Below are 19,919 nucleotides of genomic sequence, written 5' to 3'. Positions count from 1 at the left end.
AAACCTAAAAGTGCTAAAGGAACCCAAAGATTAGGGATATCTGACAAACTCATATTTAAATTACGAATTACGAATTACGAATTACGAATTACGAATTACGAATTACGAATTACGAATTACGAATTACGAATTACGAATTACGAATTACGAATTACGAATTATCTTAAGCCAATACCTCCTTTAGCGAATTCTTCAACAGTTTTCTGTGAGAATTCGTGAGTAGCGATCGCTTGCAACATTGCCAATGGTAAAGTCAAATGATCCGCCCCAGCTTGCAATGAAGCGGCTGCTTCTTCGGGAGATTTGATACTAGCTGCCAAGATTTCCGTATCACTGCCTTTGAGGACGCTGGCCATATCCCGCACCAAAGCAATACCATCACCTAACAACCGCGTAGCTCGATTTACATAAGCTATGGCAATTTTAGCTCCTGCTTCCCGTGCTACTGCTGCCTGTGCTGCACTGTAAATCGCTGTCACTGAACAGGTAATTTCTGATGATAGACTCGCCACGACTTCAAAACCTAATGGTGTTGCGGGAATCTTTAAAATTGTTTGTGAACCAATAATCTCAAAAGCTTTTCTACCTTCAGCTAACATAAGAGCTTTATCAGATGCCACAAGTTGATAGTATAACGGGCCATTCGTCAAGGCAACCAATTTTTTGAGCGTGGTTTCTGGTGGGGTATCGCTTTGAGACAACAGCGTGGGATTTGTTGTTATGCCTTTCACCCATCCCCAAAGCTTAACAACTTCAGCTTCAGATGCGATCGCCGAGTCTAGATAAATTGCCATAATTTCTCCCGATTAATTCCCCGATATCAATATGCAATAGCTGTATATGATTCGTGACAAGTTGCAACAGTTTTTAATTGGATAGAACACAGGTTAGCTGTAAAAGCACAGCAATGCTGTGTCCTTACCGTCTGGTTTGTAGTTTATGGAAATGAAAAGCGCTATGAGAAGGAGTCAGAAGACAGAATTCAGAATTCAGAATTGGTGAATACCCCAGCAGTCAAGTCAGGGGTAACAGCTACGGAAAGAATTTAATTAGGACTTACGCACGATTTACGGAATAACGAACCACAGAGGCACAGAGGGCACGGAGAAATCAGAGTTTGAGAGATAATTTGCGTAAGTCCTATTAATATCACGCGCGTTTAAAATTGCTTGCTCTAAACCTCTCTTATACATCGAGCCGCACAGAATCCCCAAGCTGGATTCTGGCTCACCTCGACTGCGCTCGGCGACCACCTGAATTCTGAATTCTTCTTCGGTAATTTTTCTACTTAATAATCCAGAAGCAAGTATTTATCTTAGTGTGATTCAGCTAATGTGTACAAATATCAATCGCGTCTAGCCAGTTATGGCATTATCTCATGAATCGTTACTCGTTAGCCAAACGATGTTTTGCAGAAGCTCTAGGTACAGCTTGGTTGGTTCTGATGGGCGTGGGTACTGCGGTTATTTCTGGTACAGTACCTTGGGTTGGAGTTACTGGGGTGGCGATCGCTTTTGGCTTAAGTTTGCTGACTGCTGCCTATACTTTTGGTTCTATTAGCGGATGTCATATCAATCCCGCAGTCACAATTGGTTTTTGGGTAGCCAAGCAATTTTCTTTCCGAGACGTTTTGCCATATATAGGAAGTCAGATTCTCGGCGGAATTTGGGGGACTACTATCCTGTTTTTGATTTGCATGGGCAAGCCTGGGTTTACAACAGCCGACTTTGGTTCTAATGGGGTGGAAATTCACTCCCCTGGTAACTATAGCTGGTGGGCTTGTGCATTAGCCGAATTGACTGTTACCTGTGGCTTTGTGCTGCTGATCTTGAGCGTAACATCTTCTCCCGCTTTGAAGCTGTCTGCACCCATCCCCATAGGTTTAGGGCTTACCTTGGCGCATCTTATCCTGATTCCGGTGACAAATGCCAGCGTCAATCCCGTGCGATCGCTAGCCACAGCTATCTTTACTCAAGATTGGGCATTGGCTGACCTTTGGATTTTCATCGTGTTTCCAATTTTAGGTGGAGTTTTGGCGGGTATGGTCGCCCGATGGCTGCAAGAACCAGACATTTAATATTACTCACAACTTCACTCTAGTAATTTAAGGGAATTTGCCATCATCCCTTGGCTGCTTTGGAAGCCGCTCCCACCAAGCCTTAGTTTTGCCTTGATCATCCAGTACCAGCACCTGTCAAATGCTACTCAAAAATTGGTCATTAAGCATTTAAACCCTAATTGTGAGGTAGTCTATTTTAGTTAGATTATTTTGTATCTAAAAACAAAACAAAGTTATCTTAGCTGTAAAATATAGGTGTAGAGCCAGTAGTAGATTAAACCTCGGCAAAAGCAATCCCTAAAAATGCCAGGGGAATTTTATGCTTGTTTTGTGTCTAAAAAAAAACCAAGTTATCCCAGCTGTAAAATATGAGGGTGGAGCCAAAGGTGACTAGTATTGAAAATTACAACTTCTCTTTTTCAGGAGAAGTCACAATTCCACAGGCTCCTCCTGAATTCAAATCAGGTTTTATTGGCATTGTTGGTCGTCCTAATGTCGGTAAATCTACTTTAATGAATCAATTGGTAGGGCAAAAAATTGCCATTACATCACCAGTAGCGCAAACAACACGTAACCGTTTGCGCGGTATTTTAACTACACCAGAAGCCCAGTTAATTTTTGTAGATACGCCAGGAATTCATAAGCCCCATCATCAATTGGGGGAAGTGTTGGTGCAAAATGCCAAAATTGCCATTGAATCGGTAGATGTAGTGCTATTTGTGGTAGATGGAGCGGTAGCTTGTGGAGCAGGCGATCGCTATATTGCCGAATTGCTGTGTCGCAGCAAAACACCAGTGATTTTGGGCGTGAACAAAATCGACCAACAACCGTCCGATTCTCAGTTTCTAGATGATAGTTACGCTCAGATGGCCCAGTCCCATGAATGGGAAATCGTGAAATTTTCTGCTAAGACGAGTGCAGGATTACCGCAACTTCAAGAATTATTAATTGAACATTTAGAAATTGGGCCGTTATACTACCCACCAGATTTGGTAACTGACCAACCAGAACGCTTTATTATGGGTGAATTAATCCGAGAACAAATTTTATTATTGACTCGTGAAGAAGTACCCCATTCAGTTGCGATCGCTATTGACTTAGTAGAAGAAACTCCCAGCATTACCCGTATACTTGCTACCATCAACGTCGAGCGTGATTCCCAAAAAGGCATACTCATTGGCAAAGGTGGAGCAATGCTCAAAGCCATTGGTAGCGAAGCCCGCGAACAAATCCAAAAGTTAATCTCTGGTAAAGTTTACCTAGAATTGTTTGTCAAAGTCCAGCCAAAATGGCGACAGTCGCGGATCAGTTTAGCAGAGTTAGGCTATCGGGTAGAAGAATAAAACAAATTTGTCATTAGTCATTAGTCATTGGTCATTGGCAGGGAAAAAAGCAAAGAATAAAAGGTAAAAGGCAAAAGATTAATAACTAATGACAAATAACAAATGACAAATGACTCTTAATTAATAAAAATGTCTTTAGATACTCGCTATCCTTTAAATCTGCCGGCCAATGCTTTGCCGTTGCGCGTGTTAATTGTCGAAGATGATCCGATGATGCAACTGGGATTAGAGCAATCGTTAATGGCTCATCCTCAGTTAGAGATTGTTGGACAAGCAGAAGATGGTTATTTGGGAGTTCAAGCCGCACTGCAACTGAAACCTGATTTGGTGGTTATGGATATTGGGTTGCCGCGATTGGATGGCATTGCAGCAACACAGCAAATTAAGGCGGCGCTGCCAGCAACTCATGTGGTGATGCTAACATCTCATCAAACGGAGACAGAAATTATTGCGGCACTCTCTAGCGGTGCAGATGCATATTGTATTAAAGGTGCAAGTGTGGAACGATTGTTAAGTGCGATCGCAGCCGCAGTTGATGGTGCAGCCTATCTCGATCCCCAAATTGCACGGCGAGTAATTGATAATCTCAAACCGCCCTCACCCGTCAGCAACAACGCCAACTTATCTGGGCGCGAGTTAGAAGTGTTGAAACTCATGGTAGACGGCTTGAGTAACCCGGAGATTGCCGAAAAACTCTATCTTAGTCCCAACACCATCAAAACTCACGTCCGAGGGATTATGAATAAATTAGCAGTAGACGATCGCGTACAAGCAGCAGTTGTGGCACTGCGTTCTGGGTTGGTTTGATTGCTACAATCTGTGAGCGCTGTAGATGAACACCTGATCTGGTAATCTTTATCTGTGGTGCTGATACTTTAATTTCATGATTAACTAAACTCTGGTTTTTTGATGTCAGAAGAAATTCAAATCTTCACTACTGAATATCTTGATAAGTGCGCTCATTTATATATTGAAGTGTTCAATGGTGAACCTTGGAACGAGCAATGGACTTTCGAGACTGCAAGAGCAAAGTTGTTTGAAATTCTGAATACACCAGGTTTTGTTGGATTTGTATTCAAACAGAATGAACTGTTAGGATTGGTGGCAGGTTATTGCAAGCAAGGGCAAAAAAGTAAAAGCTTTTATCTAGAAGAAATCTGTGTCCGACCTCATAAGCAGAGTCAAGGAATTGGGACAAAGCTACTTAACCAATTAATGCATAGTCTAACCGCAATGAAAGTTACCTGTGTTTATCTTTTGACTAAAAAGGATGGACAAGCAGAGGCTTTTTACACCAAGCATGGCTATCAAAGAAGCCAGCATCTGATTTTTATGGCAAAACGATTTTAGAGAAGATGAAAGTTTTGCATCAATTACGTATTGAACATAAAACAAATGCAGCAAAATACAGAGATAAACCTTAGCAAAAGTAAAATTACTGGTGTATCTAAACTTAATAATGAATTCCTCACTTTCTGCCCTCAAAGCCTCGAAGAATGGCGGAAATGGTTAGAAGAAAACCATCGCACCTCTCTTGGTGTGTGGCTCATTTACTACAAAGTAAAAAGCGGGAAACCAAGTGTTAGATATAGCGAAGCGGTAAAAGCAGCCCTATGTTTCGGTTGGATTGACAGTAAAGTTAAATCCTTAGATGAAGAACGTTATATGCAAATATTTACACCTCGAAAAGCGAAAAGTGTGTGGTCAAAATTAAATAAACAATATATTGAAGAACTTATAGAACAAGGTTTGATGACTACAGTTGGTCTAGAAAAAATTGAAGCTGCAAAACAAGATGGCTCATGGAAGACGTTAGATGCGATCGAAGCATTGATGATTCCCTCAGATTTAAAGCAAGCATTAGAAGCAAACACAACTGCCAAGGATAATTTTGAGGCATTTAATAACTCATCCAAAAAGAATATTCTTTTTTGGATTGACAGTGCAAAACGTCCAGAGACAAGGTTGAAGAGAATTCAACAAACCGTCAACTCAGCAGAGGTGAACAAAAACCCATTAGTACGATAACAAACAATACGGTTCGGTTAGCTTACGTATCTTTTGACGCGTAGGCGTAGCCCGCACAACTCTTGGAGACGCTGCGCGTAGCAAGATCCACGAAGTGGTACGACATGGTTAGACTCCCTTCTCCTGTCGGAGACGCTAACGCGAACGACTGCGCTACTTCGGCTACGCTCAGTACAAGTCAGGGCCAGCCGCTCACCAGCCGCTCAGTGACCATCGTAGACATCGCTCTTTGATATCATGGCCCCTTGATTGCTGATTAAACTCGAAGAACCCCACCCCGCCAAAGCTATGCTTTGTCTCCCCTCCCCGCAAGCCGGGGAGGGGTTGCGGGTGTAATGACTGTGGTTAGCATAACTAAGTAAACAATATAAGTAAATATTTCAATACCTCCCATTTACAAATAAAGGCGTACATAAGTACGCCTCTATAGCCGATTTATTTGTTGCCAAGATGTTTGAAAAATAGTCTACCTCAATGCATTTTAGTTAAAAGAGTTTGAGAGTTGATTAGGGTCTAAATTAACAGGAAATAATAAAATTTCCTTGTCTTCTAATTTTGCCTTATGGTGAAGCAAAATTGCCTTTTCCAAAGAACAATATTTAATTGGAACCCATCTGTCGCTATAAAAGTAGACAGTTACTCGGCTCATTGCATACTCTTTCAACGGCAGTGGAAGAGACCAGGAGGAGTCCCCAGTTTGAACCTTACCTGTTGAGTCCATGCTTTGAACCTCAGTTATTAAGTATATATACTTTCACTCATCAGAATGATTTAAAGTAACTGTCATAAGTAATAAGAAACTGCCTTAAAAGTCAATCTTTAGATAAAAATTAGAATAATTAGAAATAACTAGGACTTACGCACTGTACAAATGCATCGTGATGTGCATTACCTATCTTGAGGAAGTTTTCAGGCTTTTCTTAATTATCCTGCGATCGTAAATAGACTATGCTGTAGGGGCACAGCATTGCTCATAGGTGTCAACTTAACGTAAAAGCTATGTCCCGCAAGGAACTGAACTTCCTTGGCTTTTAGCGGAAGTCTTCTGTTGATGACTAAATATAGCCAAAAATCTTTAGTCTACTTCAGTAGACTTTAGCTATCAGCCTTGAACTTTAGTTCGAGGCGGGTGAGGAAGCTTTCAGTTAAGCTACTTTTAGCTTAAGTTGACACCAATGAGCATTGCTGTGCCCTTACGAAAGATATGGTTTTTAACCTTGCTTCATGTTTGGTATTTCTTGTCAATGCGTAAGTCCTAATAACCTAAAGATATGGGAGAAGCGAGTCTAAACTTACAGCGTATTTCAGGTAAATGAAGTACACGGGTAGGGACACAACATGTTGTGCCCCTACGATTATCTGTACCTCACGCCTGTTGCAATCTGCTGTATCATTTTTGGGTTAAAGGCTCACGGAGTTCAAAGACTCGTCAACGAGTATCTAAGGTGGATGAACGGAGTTCAAAGACTCGTTCACGAGTATCTGAGGTGGACGAACGGAGTTCAAAGCCTCGTTCACGAGTATCTGAGGTGGATGAACGGAGTTCAAAGCCTCGTCAACGAGTATCAAAGACTCATCAGCAAAATTTTGATCCTCATTGGGATTTACTCATCAGTCAGAATTCACCACTCAGTATAAGCTTTTTAAATTTTATGTAGCGGTACTAGTGTTGATGCACTCGCTCAAGTAACCATAACGAAGCGATAGTACCCACAAAGTGAGCAGCAATCCCGTTGATGTTTGCCACAGCCACAAAAACATCCAGCGCCCGAATAATTCTGTAGGGATCAGTAATTGCCACTCCTGGAGGTTGGGATATAGATTTTGCTACTAGCACTAACACAGTTGATCCAGCACCCAAGAGAGTTAATAATATTCCCACCAAACCTGCAATTATTCCCAATCGGATTATTTTAGTTGTATCTGCCTTACTGAGATGCAGCGCCGGATTAGGATTTTCTAGACTTTTGCCTATGCGAGTGTAACGAAAATCCCAATACACAGAGAACAACAACACTACAACACCGCACACAGCCCAAAAGATACCTACCCCAAGACCAGTATTCGGTTGTTCCGCAAAGCTACGGCCAGTCAAAGCAAATAACAAAGCTAAACCAGAAACTACTGCAAGTCCCAATTGTATCCAGAAAGCAATCCAGCCTGTGAGCCGAATAGTATTACCAATTCCTCGAGTTTCTGGTGCTTGCGATCGCGTTTCTGATTTAGTTTGCATATAAATTACCATTAAATCTAATTACCTTATTCCCCTATTACCAAGAATATTTCCACGCTTCGACCCATACCCCCACCCCCAGACATAATTTCCTGGGGAGTAGGGAGTGGGGAGTGGGGAGTGGGGGATGAGGGAGCAGGGGAGGCAGGGGGAGAAATAACCAATGCCCAATTCAATACAGTTCAGTTAGCGCCAAAAACCTTAAATTGTGTAGGTTGGGGAGCCACTGCGCCCTTGCGGTTTCCCGACTTGAAGCAAGTGGCGTTTGAGGAACAAAACCCAACATTTCCGGGGCTTTGTTGGGTTGCGCTTTGCTTAACCCAACCTACAATTTTCCTTAACCCAAGCGTATTGATGCCCAATTCCCAATTTCCAATGCCCATAATTTAAAATCCTGCCAAACGATTTGAAGGTTTCAAACTCAGGGATGATGAGTAATTAGCAACTAAATTGACAAAATCACACTATAAAGAGTGATATTAAGCGATAGATAGCGCTTATAAAGGAATAACGGCCATGATTAAATCTTGGATGGTGATTGGGGGTGTGGCTTTCTTAGTTGCTTTAGCGGCTAACTTGATTACACCTAGCGATCGCCAATGGTTCAAGCGCTTACAAAGACCGAGATGGCTAACTTTTGAGGGTGCGATTCCAATTATCTGGACTGTAATATTTATTTGCGGTGCTTGGTCAGCTTATATTGTCTGGGAAAAAGATCCAGGAAGCACCTCAACCCGGTTAATCATGGGTTTATACTTGCTTTTAGAAATTATTACCATTGCCTATACGCCTGTAATGTTTAGGCTTCGCAGCCTGAAAGTCGGTACTATTCTTGGTGGCACAGGTTTTATCATTTCTGCTTTATTAATACTTGCAGTCTTAAGTATTTCTGGCTGGGCAGCACTATTACTAGTTCCTTATTTGCTGTGGAGTCCCATTGGTACTTATACCACTTGGCAGATGATCAGTCTCAATCCTCAAGATGCCTAAGATTCGCACCAGCGAATGATTCAAACTATGCCCTAAATTGTCAAACTTGCAGTGTATGACTTGACAAAATACACAAAACTTGAGTGCATTATGATTCCATCTTGGATAATAATTGGGGCTGTAACTTTCTTGGTTGCCCTTGGTAGTTTCTTGATCACGCCGCGTGATGTTAAATGGTTTGCAAATTTAAGTCGCCCGCGCTGGCTAGTTTTTGAGCCGTTGATTCCGGTGATCTGGACTGTGATTTTTATTTGCGGTGCAGCTTCAGCTTATGTTGTCTGGGAAAAGAATCCAGGAGGCATAATTACTTGGCTACTAATGGCTTTGTACCTCTTGGTGGAAATTATCACCGTCGCCTACATACCTGTAATGTTGAGGTTTCGCAGTCTTAAAGCTGGAGAAATCCTTGGGCTAATCGGTTTGATTTCAGGCGTTGTTCTCGCAATCTGCGTTTTGCCGATTTCTCTAATGGCGGCGCTGTTACTCCTTCCCTATCTAATTTGGACTCCTATTGGTACTTACACTACCGACGAGTTAAAAGAGTTAAATCCTCAAGATGCATAACGCATCTATGTAAGACGCCCATAACGTGCTGTGACAGGATTGGCTGGATTGGATTGATTATTCAGCCAAGCCCACATTTGATCGCCAAAAGAAAAATGCCACCACTCTCTAGGATTGCGTTGAAAACCGGCTTTTAACATTACATCTTGCAATAGCTGACGGTGAGCATGATACTTTTGGGCTTCTGGGCGATCGCTATTGGCATAATAATCGGGATGCGATCGCTCTGACATTTCATCAATGGGCGAACCCATATTTACTATTTGCCCTGCATCATCTACTAGCGTTACATCCACCGCCGCGCCTGTACTGTGAGGAGGGGGAGTTTTTTCATTCAAACTTGGTACAGCCCAAATTTCATAAACCGCTTCCCAAATTTCTTGGCGTTGGTTTGGGGATAATTCCACGTCAGTTAATCCCCTATCCTGCACTGCTTGGGCGAAGCTGTAATCTACCATAAACTGCTGGACTGCGATCGGGCGATAAGCATCAAAAATTTGGATACGCCAGTTGCGATGCAGTAGTTGAAGATAATTTTGCGCTTGGATCAAATTTTCAATAACACTTTGACGGAGATAATAGGGGGAGCGATCGCCATAGGTAGCACCTAATTTTTCATAAGGATGGGGAGATTCCACCGCAAAAAATTCTAAAGGAATCTCCACCAGGGGTTCACTACACTCAAAAATCGGGATTTGATGATAAGGTCTCATGTGAGTAATTCGTAATTCGTAATTCGTAATTCGTAATGACGCTCTCTACGAGACGCTGCGCGAACGCGGACTCGCTAACGCAACGCTTTCGTAAATTTTGTTTTGTAATGGGGATTTAACCCCAACACAAAACTTGCATGATTTTTGAACCGGGGGACTTAAACCCACGGAACTAGTTAACGGTTTGTTTTTTCTAATTACGAATTACGAATTACGAATTACGAATTATTTTAATGCTCAATCAAAACCAAACACCCTTATTAGATGCCTTAAAAGCCAATGCAGCAAGATCCCATGCGCCTTTTTACACCCCAGGACATAAACAAGGTGAGGGAATTTCTCAACCCTTGGCTGATTTACTTGGTAAAGCTGTCTTTCGCGCTGATTTAACCGAATTAGCAGATTTAGATAATCTCTTTGCACCCCAAGGCGTTATTCAAGAAGCACAACAACTAGCAGCTGAGGCATTTGGCGCTTCACAAACATGGTTCCTTGTCAATGGTTCTACCTGTGGGATTGAAGCAGCAATTCTCGCTACCTGTAGCACAGGCGATAAAATCATTCTGCCTCGCAATGTACATTCATCTGCGATCGCTGGTTTAATTCTCTCCGGTGCAATACCCATTTTTCTTAATCCTGAATACAATCCAGTTTTAGATATTGCCCATAGCATCACGCCTAATGCTGTAGAATCTGCACTCCAACAACATCCAGATGCTAAAGCAGTGTTGACAGTTTACCCAACATATTACGGCGTTTGCGGAAATTTGAGTGCGATCGCCAATATCACACATCAATATAATATCCCTCTACTCGTAGATGAGGCACACGGCGCCCACTTTGCCTTTCATCCCGAATTACCCACTCCAGCCTTAGCCGCAGGTGCTGATTTAACTGTACAATCTATCCACAAAGTACTTGGTGCAATGACACAGGCATCGATGCTGCACATCCAAGGTAATAGGATAGATTGCGATCGCATCAGTAAAGCTTTGCAACTCGTACAATCTACCAGTCCTAGTTATATACTTTTAGCTTCTCTAGATGCAGCGCGTCAGCAAATGGCACTCCACGGCAAAATGCTAATGTCTCGTACTTTGCAACTTGCTGATGAAGCTAGAACCAAAATCAGTCAAATTCCTGGATTATCTGTTTTACAAATTCTTAGCCCCCCTTTTGAAGGGGGGTTGGGGGGATCTCCTGGTTTTGTGGCTTTAGACAAAACCCGACTAACTGTGACTGTTTCTAATTTAGGTTTAACTGGATTTGCAGCAGATGAAATTTTGGATGAAAAATTTGCCGTTACTGCTGAATTTCCCTCCCAGCAACATCTGACTTTTATCATTAGTTTGGGCAATACCGCAGCCGATATTGAACAATTAGTCCAAAGTTTTACCATTCTCGCCAAAGAATATCGCCCAACCAACGCTACTGTTAAAAACTATATTTGGCAGGATTTTGTCAGAACATTCGGTACTAATTTGTATTTGTCTCCCCGTGAAGCTTTTTTTGCTATTAGTGAAATATTACCTTTAGCAAAGACTTGCGATCGCATTTGTGCCGAAATCGTCTGTCCCTATCCTCCGGGAATTCCCGTATTAATGCCAGGGGAACTCATCACCAAACCCGTTCTTGACTACTTGCAACAAATCCAGGCGATGGGAGGATTTATCAGTGGTTGCAATGACACTAGCCTCGAAACTTTGAAAGTTGTTAAATAGCGTGCTAATTTAGTTGAACGGCTAGAAGCCCCACATCCTACCGTTAATACAAAACTAGTCGCAAAAGCTGCTTTTCAAGTCGCAAAAGCTGCTTTTCAAGTCGCAAAAGCTGCTTTTCAAGTCGCAAAAGCTGCTTTTCAAGTCACAAAAGCTGCTTTTCAAGTCACAAAAGCTGCTTTTCAAGTCACAAAAGCTGCTTTTCAAGTCACAAAAGTTAGTTTACGAGTTCAAAAGCTGCTTTTCAAGTCACAAAGCTCTAGTATTTGGTGTATTTTGCTACAAACGCAATCAAACAACTTGCTTAAAATGCAATACGCTTGGGTTAAGCCAGAAAAATAAATTTGCGTAGGTTGGGTTGAGGAACGAAACCCAACATTTTCCGGCATTTGTTGGGTAACACTAAAGTTCAACCCAACCTACAATTATCCTTAACCCAAGCGTATTGGCTTAAAATGAGCAGAAATTTTTGGCAGCATGGCGCATGAAGCGAACTCGTTTACAGATTTTCGCTCATGCGCTATTTCCTAGTCCCCACCTTCTACAATAAAGATAGACTTTATTGAGATTTGTATAGTTGGGGATAAGCTGTCATGGCTCCCGCCGTTTTCATTCAAAATTTGCAAAAACGTTACGGTACAGTGGTTGCCGTCCAAGATGTTTCCTTTCAGGTAGAACCAGGAGAAATTTTTGGTTTACTAGGCCCCAACGGTGCTGGTAAAACTACTACCTTGCGTGCTTTATGTACACTTACCACACCGGATGCTGGCAAAATCGAAGTATCTGGCATCTCTGTGTTAGATAATCCGAGAGTGGCAAGACAGCGACTAGGCTACGTAGCTCAGGAAGTCGCTATAGATAAGGTGCTGACTGGAAGAGAACTGCTGCAACTGCAAGCTGCACTTTATCACCTCCCAGGCACAGTAGCCAAACAGCGCATCGAGACTGTATTAGATTTACTCGGTTTGCAAGAATACGCCAATAAAAAGACAGGAACCTATTCCGGCGGTTTACGCAAGCGCCTAGACTTGGCTGCTGGGTTACTCCATTCACCGGATGTTTTGGTGTTAGATGAGCCAACAGTAGGACTTGACATAGAAACCCGTTTTGTGGTATGGGATTTCCTGAGAAAATTACGCGCCTCTGGGACGACGGTAGTAATTACCAGCCATTATCTAGAAGAAATTGACGCTTTAGCCGATCGCGTGGCAATTATAGATCGGGGCGTTGTAATTGCTGGTGGGACACCTTCGCAATTAAAGGATCAAGTAGGGGGCGATCGCATCACCTTGCGAATCCGCGAGTTTTCCCCCATTGAGGAAGCAGAAATTGCCAAAAACCTCTTGCAACCTTTGCCGTTTGTGCAAGAAGTGATCATCAACAGCGCTCAAGGTAATTCCCTCAACTTAGTAGTGACACCTCAGAACGATGTTCTGATTAACATACAGCAAGCGTTGAATACTGCTGGCTTGCCCATATTTGGCATAGCCCAATCTCGCCCCAGCCTCGATGACGTTTACCTCGCTGCTACAGGACGCACACTGATGGATGCAGAACTGGCAGCCGTTGCCACTCGCGATCCCAAAGCTGAGAAAAAGCAGAATATGAGATAGAAACTGGGGCATGAGGCATGGAGATAGTTACCAATCCCCAATCCCCAATCCCCAATTCCCCACTCCCCACTCCCCACTCCCCACTCCCCAATTATTTATGAGCCTTACTCCTAAATCTGATATCAATTGGCAGCCGTTAGCATCGCCACAAGCAGATGCGAATGCTGCACCTAACTTTTTCGGTGAATTGGTACAAGAGACGTTGGCTTTAACTCGTCGCTTGTTTATTCAATTGCAACGGCGTCCCTCCACATTGGTTGCCGGAATTATTCAGCCAGTAATGTGGTTGGTGCTATTTGGTGCTTTATTTCAAAATGCACCCAAGGGATTGTTCGGCAGTACGACAAATTACGGTCAATTTTTGGCTGCTGGAGTAATTGTGTTTACAGCCTTTGCTGGGGCGCTGAATGCTGGTTTGCCCGTAATGTTTGATCGCGAGTTCGGCTTTTTGAATCGTTTGCTGGTAGCACCGTTAGCATCACGGTTTTCCATTGTCTTTGCTTCGGCAATCTTTATTATCAGCCAAAGTTTGCTGCAAGCAGCCGTGATTGTTGCAGCAGCAGCGTTTATTGGGGCTGGACTACCAGATGCAACGGGTTTATTTGCGATCGCTCTAATTGTCTTCCTCTTAGCTTTAGGCGTAACAGCCATCTCCCTTGGTTTAGCTTTCGCTCTACCCGGACACATTGAATTGATAGCAGTGATTTTCGTCACTAACCTACCATTATTGTTTGCTAGTACTGCTTTGGCTCCTCTATCCTTCATGCCTCAGTGGTTGCAGGTTGTAGCTACCCTAAATCCTCTCAGCTATGCGATCGAACCCATTCGCTATCTGTATCTCCACAGTAGTTGGGAACTAGGTAGCGTAGTCATGCAAGCTCCTTGGGGTGATGTTACCTTCGGGGGAGCGTTGCTGGTATTGTTTGGCTTTGCCCTTGTCGCCTTAGTGAGTATTCAGCCCCAACTACGGCGGACTCTTGCTTAAAGAGATAAAATAGAGCAATTTTAGGGTCAAAATCCCATGAAAAAATCATTTTTACAAATTCCTAGACTCATTGTCGCTACCGTGGCAGGAATTAGCTTTGCTTCCTTGCTCATGGCTCAACCCAGTTCGGCTCAAATCAGCAGCCCAGCAGATTCTTTTCCCAGTAATAGTACAACAGACCAAAATACCGATCCTTTCTCCCGCACGAACTCAGATAATTTCAACATGTTTGACCTGATTCATCGGGCGAATTTCGGGACTCTTAACTGGAATTCTGACCAACAGAACGAACAACTAGACTCAGCCGCAGCAGCTTTTAAAGCAAGGCAACAAAAACTAATTCGAGGTGAACAGCAAGCAGCTCCCAGTTCGCCATCGTTTACACTACCATCAGCTACGCCGCCATCGGTTACACCACCATCAGGTAACTGAATTCAAATAAAGTAACCCCAAGCCTCTAGTACAATGTCTAAGCTAATTCTGAGGGTTTGTAGTAAGCACTTCAGTGCTTAAAAAACAAGGACTAAAGTCCTTACTACGAACTTGTTGACCCATCAATTTAGGAACTTCCAAGTAATAAAATATCCCAATATTTCTTGTAGGATGGGCGTCTCGCCCGTCCTGTGAACTGGGCGGGCAAGATGCCCACCCCACAACATTGAATAATTTATTTGTTGGAGTTCCCTTAAACTTGACAGACTATAAGAGCTTGGGGCTGAGACTGTTTAAAAAATCCTTAGTTCTCAGGTAAAAAACTACAGCCCCAGTGCAGCTAAAACATCGCTAGCATGGGTAGTGGTATTTACACTAGTGTCAACATGGGTAATTTTGCCACTGGGGTCAATTACGTAGGTGACGCGCTTGGCATAACCGCCGCCATCCACATCGAAAGCTGTGATGAGGGATTTGTCGGTGTCAGCCAGTAGGGGAAAATTCAAATCATACTTTTGGGTGAATGCCTGATGGGAGACTTCATCATCAGCACTGACTCCCAAGATGACAATATCTTTACTTTGATATTGAGACTGGGCATCCCGAAAACTACAGGCTTGTTTGGTGCAGCCTGGCGTGTCATCTTTGGGGTAAAAATACAAAACGACCGTCTTCCCGGCAAAATCAGATAGCGAGACTGTGTTGCCCTTTGTATCTTTAGCGGTAAATGCAGGTGCATCCGTACCAACTGCTAGAGGCATAATTAACCTTTCCTGTTTCAGATTGTTGATGCACTTGAAATTTTACATTAATTTATAATCATTAAATATAATTACTAAAAAATAGCATAACTATACTTTAGGTAAGCAATTTTTGCTTAAATGAGGTAGTTGATACAAGAAAAAATATATTCTTACATTAATTTTTATCAGAAGAAAAATTACTCCCCATACACAATGCCTGCTGTTGATTCCCAAAACCCAAATATTTTTGTTTATCCTCAAAGCACAGTAGAGAGAGCGGAGCGATCGCTAGTGTGTTCGCCCTTCGATTTATCTTTATTTGAAGTCATGGGACACCAGAGTGTGTCATTAACTGCGATCGCACTGGAAAATGGCCTTAAGCAGGGCTATACTAAACGCCCTTTATCAGAATTAGCCTGTGACAACGCCTTGGGCTGGCTGATCCAAGTGGGTGTATTACGGCGAGAAGTCGATGGTCAGGGGATTACAGATAGTTTTCGCCTCACTCCCTTGGGTCGCCAGTTAGTGGAACAATATCAGGGAAAAAATTGGCGGACACCTTCATGGCGCGATCGTTTATCCGATGCTGTGACTCGTTGGTTGCGGATACCTTTTTAGAATAAAAAACCAAAAAGTTAGGATTAGGGAATCAAAGGGAACAATATATACGGAAACGTCACATCTATTCATGAAGTCTTTACGATAATTACCTAATTGAAATTTCTGATGGTGCTAGTAAAGAGATGAGGTAGAGAAGAAGGGTGCTGCTCTTGCAAGGGGGATAAATTATACAGGAATTCTCCTCCTGTTATCTGCTCCCGTTCGGCTACGCCCTTCTCTACGAGAGGCTTCGCCAACGACTACACTCAGGACAAGCTCACGGCAAGCCTGCTCCCCTGTTTTTTAACTGATGGACGGATTGCCATATAATTGTTCACTCCTAAAAATTCACTCTGTATCCTGAAAAACTAACGAATAGCAATTATGAAATCAATTATGGTGGTGGGGACAACATCCCATGCAGGGAAATCACTTTTAACTACAGCTATTTGTCGCATTCTGTCGCGGCGTGGCTGGCGAGTGGCTCCCTTTAAAGGTCAAAATATGGCTTTAAATGCTTATGTCACTGCCAATGGTGGAGAGATTGGCTATGCTCAAGCAGTGCAAGCTTGGGCGGCGGGAGTCGTACCTTGGGTAGAAATGAACCCAATTTTACTCAAACCTCAAGGCGATATGACTTCCCAAGTAATTATCAAAGGTAGGTCTGTTGGTAAAGTAAGTGCCTCAGATTACTACGAGCAATATTTTGACCTGGGGTGGCGGACAATTGAAGAATCGCTACAGCATTTAGGAACAGAATTTGACATGGTGGTTTGTGAAGGTGCTGGTAGTCCAGCAGAGATTAACCTCAAGCACCGTGACTTAACTAATATGCGGGTGGCAAAACATTTAAATGCGCCAACGATGTTAGTAGTTGACATTGATCGGGGTGGTGCTTTTGCCCATGTCGTTGGAACCTTAGAGTTATTAGAACCAGAAGAACGCGCTTTAATTAAGGGTGTAGTAATTAACAAGTTTCGAGGACAGCGATCGCTCCTAGAACCGGGGATAAAATGGTTAGAAGAACGTACAGGTATCCCTGTTGTCGGTGTTATACCCTACTTACAACAAGTGTTTCCAGCAGAAGACTCCCTTGATTTGCTAGAACGTGAATCCCATAAAGCCCAAACTGACCTCAACATTGCTGTCATCCGCTTACCCAGAATTGCCAATTTTACCGACTTTGACCCACTTGAATCAGAAAGCACTGTTTCAGTAAAATATCTCAGTCCAAAGCAAGATTTAGAACATCCTGATGCCGTAATTATCCCAGGTACAAAAACCACAATTGCTGATTTGCTACTGCTGCAAAAAAGCGGTATGGCAGAAGCTATCCAACACTATGCTGCTTCTGGGGGAACGGTTTTAGGTATCTGCGGTGGGTATCAAATGCTCGGTCAAATCATCGCTGATCCTGAAGGGATAGAGGGACAAGCAGGCAGGTATCAAGGGTTAAATCTTTTACCAATCAGAACCGTAATTACCGGACAAAAAATCGCCCGCCAGCGCCAAGTTAGCTCAAATTATCCGCAACAGGGCTTGCCAGTAAATGGCTTTGAAATTCACCAAGGGCGATCGCGCATCGAACAGCAAGGTATAGACCCTCAATCGTACCATGCCCTATTTGACGATATTAATTTAGGATTAGTGGATAGTTGTCAATCAGTCTGGGGAAGTTATCTCCACGGGCTTTTTGACAACGGCCCTTGGCGACGCGCTTGGTTAAATCGCCTCCGTCAACAGCGCGGTTTAAAATCTTTGCCTACAGGTGTTGCTAACTACCGGGAACAGCGAGAGCAGATTTTGGACTCCCTAGCCACTGAAGTAGAAAGCCATTTAGACTTAACTCCGTTTTTGTCTTAAACTAAAGTGCATAAAAATCGCACATTTTTTCCTTAAAACTGTCATTGGTCATTAGTCATTTGTCTTTACAAAGGACTAATGACAAAGGACAACCCTTACAAGTCAATACTAAATTAAATGCGTAACATTGATGATTGTTCGTGTCCGCTTTTTACCAGATGATGTCACAGTAGATGCCGAAGTGGGAGAAGCCCTTTTAGATGTAGCAGATCGGGCTGGGGTATTTATTCCCACCGGTTGTCTCATGGGGTCTTGTCACGCTTGCACCGTGGAGTTAGAGGATGGAGAAATCGTCCGCGCTTGTATTACGGCTGTACCATCACGAGAAGGATTGACGATTAATTTGTTTAGCGACCCAACTTGGTAGTTTTTTAACCCTCTAAGTTCAGAATGTCAGACGAAGAAGTAGAGGAGAAGAAACAAGATGAGTAAGCTTAAATACAAAATGGTTATTCAGTGGTCTGAGGAAGATGATTGCTTCTTGGTAGGATTTCCTGATTTTCCAGGACAACGCTGGCGGACTCATGGGGATACTTATGAGTTGGCTGTGGCAAATGGAATTGAAGTTTTAGAGTCTCTAATTATTGCTTACGAAGCTGTAGGTGATCCACTTCCAGAACCAACAGTAAGTAGGGTCTGATAACCCACTTTACTAAGTGGTGACTAATGCTAATTTGTGTGATCGCAGTTTTTTGGTTTAAATAGTATTTTTACGTGTTATTACTGGTTTTTTGCTGCTAGATAATTTGTTAAGTTATGAAAAATCCAGTTAACTAGGTAATTTACATGACATCAGAACAAAGACAAAAAGTAATCGAAGGCGACCTAGAAGCAAAATTAGCCTTTCTTAAGCTAGCGAATAATGCTGCAATTTTCGTGAATAACGTAATAAATTCATCCGAAACAGTAGGTTCACAGGAAAAATTAGCAAGATTAGATGCTGCTTTAAAAGTTTTAGAAATTAGCTGGACATCAAAGAGTCTGAAACCTGATTAACGGATGTTTATATTCCAAATCATAATAATGCATACTGAATTTGTACTAAATTCACTGAAAATGTTTTATAAAAAAGTAGAAATTTATGCTAACAAAGAAATTAACAATTAAAAAAATAATCGAAGTTGAAGTTGAAATCGAAGTTGAGCTAAACGAAAATGAACATAATCCAACCGATTTTGGTATAGATAAAAATGAAGATGAATTTACTATACAAGATTCGGAAAACTTTCAAGAGTGTTTAAATGAAAAAGCTAATGAGATAGCAATACAGATAGCAAACAAAAGACTAACAGAGGCTGTGCAAAAATCAGAAGAGAATATAAAAACAAAGGGGCCATTGTATGAATGGGGCCATCTAGAGTTGCTTTATATAACAGATTGTCGGATAGAAACTAATGATAGCGATTGGAAAATTATTAGCGAAGAGGGTGGTGATTACGTATAAATATTTTAAAAAGAAGCTCCATTAAGTAATAACGCTATCGCACCTCCTCCAACCATTAAAAAATCCAAACTTCCCAGGCAATAAGAAACTTTTACACATTGTTTCCTACTGCCTCTTTTTGCCATATATATCAATTAGCTTTAACATTCAGCGCATATTCTTTAAACCTTTCTAAATCAGCTTGAATTGTCGATTCAACTATCCGCCCTAAAAACAAGTTATCCATAATTTTGCCAATAATACCGGGGATAGCATAGGAAATGGTCATTTTAACAATACTACTATTGTTGCGATCGTAAAAGCGAATCGCTCCCTGATTCGGCAAACCATCAATCGATTCCCATTGGATAATTTGGTTGGGAATAACTTTGAGAATTCGGGATTTCCAAGTAAATTCTAAACTGCCCGTCTTTAATTTCCAAAGTGATATGTCTGGATTATCTGGCGGAATTTTCACCGAATCAATCCACTTCATCCACCGGGGCATTTGCTCCAAATCAGACCAAAGGCTCCATACTAAATCTATAGGAACTTCTACTTCTACCTGTACAGTATGCTCTAACCAATCTGACATTCTCTCTTCTTCCTTCG

The 19,919-nt window shown here is 42.3% G+C and carries 22 protein-coding genes; 17 read left to right on the top strand and 5 right to left on the bottom strand.

Annotated features, from left to right (window positions below):
- Nucleotides 1-158: 158 nt before the first annotated feature.
- Nucleotides 159-794: a transaldolase family protein gene (locus LC653_RS13595; protein ID WP_229494985.1), complete on the bottom strand. Its 636-nt coding sequence runs from the start codon at nucleotides 792-794 to the stop codon at nucleotides 159-161.
- Nucleotides 795-1,378: 584 nt separating this feature from the next.
- Here LC653_RS13595 and aqpZ point away from each other — a divergent pair.
- The 5 genes from aqpZ (at nucleotide 1,379) to LC653_RS13570 (ending at nucleotide 5,430) form a co-directional block, all read left to right on the top strand.
- Nucleotides 1,379-2,077 carry an aquaporin Z gene (gene aqpZ / locus LC653_RS13590; protein WP_229494984.1) on the top strand — a complete coding sequence of 233 codons (699 nt, stop codon included), beginning with the start codon at nucleotides 1,379-1,381 and terminating at the stop codon, nucleotides 2,075-2,077.
- A gap of 350 nt (nucleotides 2,078-2,427) precedes the next feature.
- A complete protein-coding gene (era, locus tag LC653_RS13585; protein ID WP_229494983.1) occupies nucleotides 2,428-3,402 on the top strand; it encodes a GTPase Era in 975 nt (324 codons plus the stop codon).
- A 129-nt stretch (nucleotides 3,403-3,531) separates the two neighbouring features.
- Nucleotides 3,532-4,209: a response regulator gene (locus tag LC653_RS13580; RefSeq protein WP_229494982.1), complete on the top strand. Its 678-nt coding sequence runs from the start codon at nucleotides 3,532-3,534 to the stop codon at nucleotides 4,207-4,209.
- Nucleotides 4,210-4,311: 102 nt separating this feature from the next.
- Nucleotides 4,312-4,752 carry a GNAT family N-acetyltransferase gene (locus tag LC653_RS13575; protein ID WP_229494981.1) on the top strand — a complete coding sequence of 147 codons (441 nt, stop codon included), beginning with the start codon at nucleotides 4,312-4,314 and terminating at the stop codon, nucleotides 4,750-4,752.
- 45 nt (nucleotides 4,753-4,797) lie between these two features.
- Nucleotides 4,798-5,430: a YdeI/OmpD-associated family protein gene (locus tag LC653_RS13570; protein ID WP_229494980.1), complete on the top strand. Its 633-nt coding sequence runs from the start codon at nucleotides 4,798-4,800 to the stop codon at nucleotides 5,428-5,430.
- A gap of 1,663 nt (nucleotides 5,431-7,093) precedes the next feature.
- On the opposite strand, the gene LC653_RS13565 is transcribed toward LC653_RS13570, so the two are convergent.
- Nucleotides 7,094-7,663, bottom strand: a complete 570-nt coding sequence (locus LC653_RS13565) for a DUF3611 family protein (RefSeq protein ID WP_229494979.1) — start codon at nucleotides 7,661-7,663, stop codon at nucleotides 7,094-7,096.
- Nucleotides 7,664-8,179: 516 nt separating this feature from the next.
- Here LC653_RS13565 and LC653_RS13560 point away from each other — a divergent pair.
- Together LC653_RS13560 and LC653_RS13555 are read left to right on the top strand one after the other, a co-directional pair.
- On the top strand, nucleotides 8,180-8,653 hold the full coding sequence (locus LC653_RS13560; RefSeq protein WP_229494978.1) for a TspO/MBR family protein: 474 nt from the start codon (nucleotides 8,180-8,182) through the stop codon (nucleotides 8,651-8,653).
- A 90-nt stretch (nucleotides 8,654-8,743) separates the two neighbouring features.
- Nucleotides 8,744-9,217 carry a TspO/MBR family protein gene (locus tag LC653_RS13555; RefSeq protein ID WP_229494977.1) on the top strand — a complete coding sequence of 158 codons (474 nt, stop codon included), beginning with the start codon at nucleotides 8,744-8,746 and terminating at the stop codon, nucleotides 9,215-9,217.
- Nucleotides 9,218-9,222: 5 nt separating this feature from the next.
- Here the strand turns inward: LC653_RS13555 and LC653_RS13550 are convergent, their stop codons facing one another.
- Nucleotides 9,223-9,930: a M15 family metallopeptidase gene (locus LC653_RS13550; protein ID WP_229494976.1), complete on the bottom strand. Its 708-nt coding sequence runs from the start codon at nucleotides 9,928-9,930 to the stop codon at nucleotides 9,223-9,225.
- A gap of 233 nt (nucleotides 9,931-10,163) precedes the next feature.
- Here LC653_RS13550 and LC653_RS13545 point away from each other — a divergent pair, with 233 nt between their 5' ends.
- From LC653_RS13545 to LC653_RS13530, 4 genes are all read left to right on the top strand, one after another.
- Entirely contained in the window at nucleotides 10,164-11,651 is a 1,488-nt protein-coding gene (locus LC653_RS13545; RefSeq protein WP_229494975.1) for an aminotransferase class I/II-fold pyridoxal phosphate-dependent enzyme, read from the top strand.
- 590 nt (nucleotides 11,652-12,241) lie between these two features.
- Nucleotides 12,242-13,261 (top strand): ABC transporter ATP-binding protein, encoded by a 1,020-nt coding sequence (locus tag LC653_RS13540; RefSeq protein ID WP_229494974.1) that lies wholly within the window; start codon nucleotides 12,242-12,244, stop codon nucleotides 13,259-13,261.
- Nucleotides 13,262-13,358: 97 nt separating this feature from the next.
- Nucleotides 13,359-14,246 (top strand): ABC transporter permease, encoded by an 888-nt coding sequence (locus LC653_RS13535; protein ID WP_229495054.1) that lies wholly within the window; start codon nucleotides 13,359-13,361, stop codon nucleotides 14,244-14,246.
- Nucleotides 14,247-14,282: 36 nt separating this feature from the next.
- Nucleotides 14,283-14,678 carry a hypothetical protein gene (locus LC653_RS13530; protein ID WP_229494973.1) on the top strand — a complete coding sequence of 132 codons (396 nt, stop codon included), beginning with the start codon at nucleotides 14,283-14,285 and terminating at the stop codon, nucleotides 14,676-14,678.
- A gap of 323 nt (nucleotides 14,679-15,001) precedes the next feature.
- Here the strand turns inward: LC653_RS13530 and LC653_RS13525 are convergent, their stop codons facing one another.
- Nucleotides 15,002-15,439, bottom strand: coding sequence for a peroxiredoxin (locus tag LC653_RS13525; protein ID WP_229494972.1), 438 nt, complete (start codon nucleotides 15,437-15,439; stop codon nucleotides 15,002-15,004).
- A 195-nt stretch (nucleotides 15,440-15,634) separates the two neighbouring features.
- Between LC653_RS13525 and LC653_RS13520 the strand changes: the two genes are divergently transcribed.
- From LC653_RS13520 to LC653_RS13495, 6 genes are all read left to right on the top strand, one after another.
- Nucleotides 15,635-16,039, top strand: a complete 405-nt coding sequence (locus LC653_RS13520) for an Npun_F0494 family protein (protein ID WP_229494971.1) — start codon at nucleotides 15,635-15,637, stop codon at nucleotides 16,037-16,039.
- Between the two features lie 366 nt (nucleotides 16,040-16,405).
- On the top strand, nucleotides 16,406-17,884 hold the full coding sequence (gene cobQ / locus LC653_RS13515; RefSeq protein ID WP_229494970.1) for a cobyric acid synthase CobQ: 1,479 nt from the start codon (nucleotides 16,406-16,408) through the stop codon (nucleotides 17,882-17,884).
- Between the two features lie 130 nt (nucleotides 17,885-18,014).
- A complete protein-coding gene (locus LC653_RS13510) occupies nucleotides 18,015-18,251 on the top strand; it encodes a 2Fe-2S iron-sulfur cluster-binding protein (protein ID WP_229494969.1) in 237 nt (78 codons plus the stop codon).
- A gap of 57 nt (nucleotides 18,252-18,308) precedes the next feature.
- Complete coding sequence (locus LC653_RS13505; RefSeq protein ID WP_229494968.1) at nucleotides 18,309-18,524, top strand: type II toxin-antitoxin system HicB family antitoxin; 216 nt, start codon at nucleotides 18,309-18,311, stop codon at nucleotides 18,522-18,524.
- Between the two features lie 146 nt (nucleotides 18,525-18,670).
- On the top strand, nucleotides 18,671-18,880 hold the full coding sequence (locus LC653_RS13500; protein ID WP_229494967.1) for a hypothetical protein: 210 nt from the start codon (nucleotides 18,671-18,673) through the stop codon (nucleotides 18,878-18,880).
- Nucleotides 18,881-18,965: 85 nt separating this feature from the next.
- On the top strand, nucleotides 18,966-19,328 hold the full coding sequence (locus LC653_RS13495; protein WP_229494966.1) for a hypothetical protein: 363 nt from the start codon (nucleotides 18,966-18,968) through the stop codon (nucleotides 19,326-19,328).
- Between the two features lie 130 nt (nucleotides 19,329-19,458).
- Here the strand turns inward: LC653_RS13495 and LC653_RS13490 are convergent, their stop codons facing one another.
- Nucleotides 19,459-19,902, bottom strand: a complete 444-nt coding sequence (locus LC653_RS13490) for an SRPBCC family protein (RefSeq protein WP_229494965.1) — start codon at nucleotides 19,900-19,902, stop codon at nucleotides 19,459-19,461.
- Nucleotides 19,903-19,919 lie beyond the last annotated feature (17 nt).

It is taken from the genome of Nostoc mirabile CHAB5784, from assembly GCF_020829645.1.
Taxonomy (GTDB): domain Bacteria; phylum Cyanobacteriota; class Cyanobacteriia; order Cyanobacteriales; family Nostocaceae; genus Nostoc; species Nostoc mirabile.
This window is presented reverse-complemented; position numbering and strand designations above follow the sequence as displayed.

What these genes read in the sequence shown, in the direction of transcription:
- LC653_RS13595 (WP_229494985.1), bottom strand. Translation starts at nt 794, where the DNA reads ATGGCAATTTATCTAGACTCGGCGATCGCATCTGAAGCTGAAGTTGTT.
- aqpZ (WP_229494984.1), top strand. Translation starts at nt 1,379, where the DNA reads ATGAATCGTTACTCGTTAGCCAAACGATGTTTTGCAGAAGCTCTAGGT.
- era (WP_229494983.1), top strand. Translation starts at nt 2,428, where the DNA reads ATGAGGGTGGAGCCAAAGGTGACTAGTATTGAAAATTACAACTTCTCT.
- LC653_RS13580 (WP_229494982.1), top strand. Translation starts at nt 3,532, where the DNA reads ATGTCTTTAGATACTCGCTATCCTTTAAATCTGCCGGCCAATGCTTTG.
- LC653_RS13575 (WP_229494981.1), top strand. Translation starts at nt 4,312, where the DNA reads ATGTCAGAAGAAATTCAAATCTTCACTACTGAATATCTTGATAAGTGC.
- LC653_RS13570 (WP_229494980.1), top strand. Translation starts at nt 4,798, where the DNA reads ATGCAGCAAAATACAGAGATAAACCTTAGCAAAAGTAAAATTACTGGT.
- LC653_RS13565 (WP_229494979.1), bottom strand. Translation starts at nt 7,663, where the DNA reads ATGCAAACTAAATCAGAAACGCGATCGCAAGCACCAGAAACTCGAGGA.
- LC653_RS13560 (WP_229494978.1), top strand. Translation starts at nt 8,180, where the DNA reads ATGATTAAATCTTGGATGGTGATTGGGGGTGTGGCTTTCTTAGTTGCT.
- LC653_RS13555 (WP_229494977.1), top strand. Translation starts at nt 8,744, where the DNA reads ATGATTCCATCTTGGATAATAATTGGGGCTGTAACTTTCTTGGTTGCC.
- LC653_RS13550 (WP_229494976.1), bottom strand. Translation starts at nt 9,930, where the DNA reads ATGAGACCTTATCATCAAATCCCGATTTTTGAGTGTAGTGAACCCCTG.
- LC653_RS13545 (WP_229494975.1), top strand. Translation starts at nt 10,164, where the DNA reads ATGCTCAATCAAAACCAAACACCCTTATTAGATGCCTTAAAAGCCAAT.
- LC653_RS13540 (WP_229494974.1), top strand. Translation starts at nt 12,242, where the DNA reads ATGGCTCCCGCCGTTTTCATTCAAAATTTGCAAAAACGTTACGGTACA.
- LC653_RS13535 (WP_229495054.1), top strand. Translation starts at nt 13,359, where the DNA reads ATGAGCCTTACTCCTAAATCTGATATCAATTGGCAGCCGTTAGCATCG.
- LC653_RS13530 (WP_229494973.1), top strand. Translation starts at nt 14,283, where the DNA reads ATGAAAAAATCATTTTTACAAATTCCTAGACTCATTGTCGCTACCGTG.
- LC653_RS13525 (WP_229494972.1), bottom strand. Translation starts at nt 15,439, where the DNA reads ATGCCTCTAGCAGTTGGTACGGATGCACCTGCATTTACCGCTAAAGAT.
- LC653_RS13520 (WP_229494971.1), top strand. Translation starts at nt 15,635, where the DNA reads ATGCCTGCTGTTGATTCCCAAAACCCAAATATTTTTGTTTATCCTCAA.
- cobQ (WP_229494970.1), top strand. Translation starts at nt 16,406, where the DNA reads ATGAAATCAATTATGGTGGTGGGGACAACATCCCATGCAGGGAAATCA.
- LC653_RS13510 (WP_229494969.1), top strand. Translation starts at nt 18,015, where the DNA reads ATGATTGTTCGTGTCCGCTTTTTACCAGATGATGTCACAGTAGATGCC.
- LC653_RS13505 (WP_229494968.1), top strand. Translation starts at nt 18,309, where the DNA reads ATGAGTAAGCTTAAATACAAAATGGTTATTCAGTGGTCTGAGGAAGAT.
- LC653_RS13500 (WP_229494967.1), top strand. Translation starts at nt 18,671, where the DNA reads ATGACATCAGAACAAAGACAAAAAGTAATCGAAGGCGACCTAGAAGCA.
- LC653_RS13495 (WP_229494966.1), top strand. Translation starts at nt 18,966, where the DNA reads ATGCTAACAAAGAAATTAACAATTAAAAAAATAATCGAAGTTGAAGTT.
- LC653_RS13490 (WP_229494965.1), bottom strand. Translation starts at nt 19,902, where the DNA reads ATGTCAGATTGGTTAGAGCATACTGTACAGGTAGAAGTAGAAGTTCCT.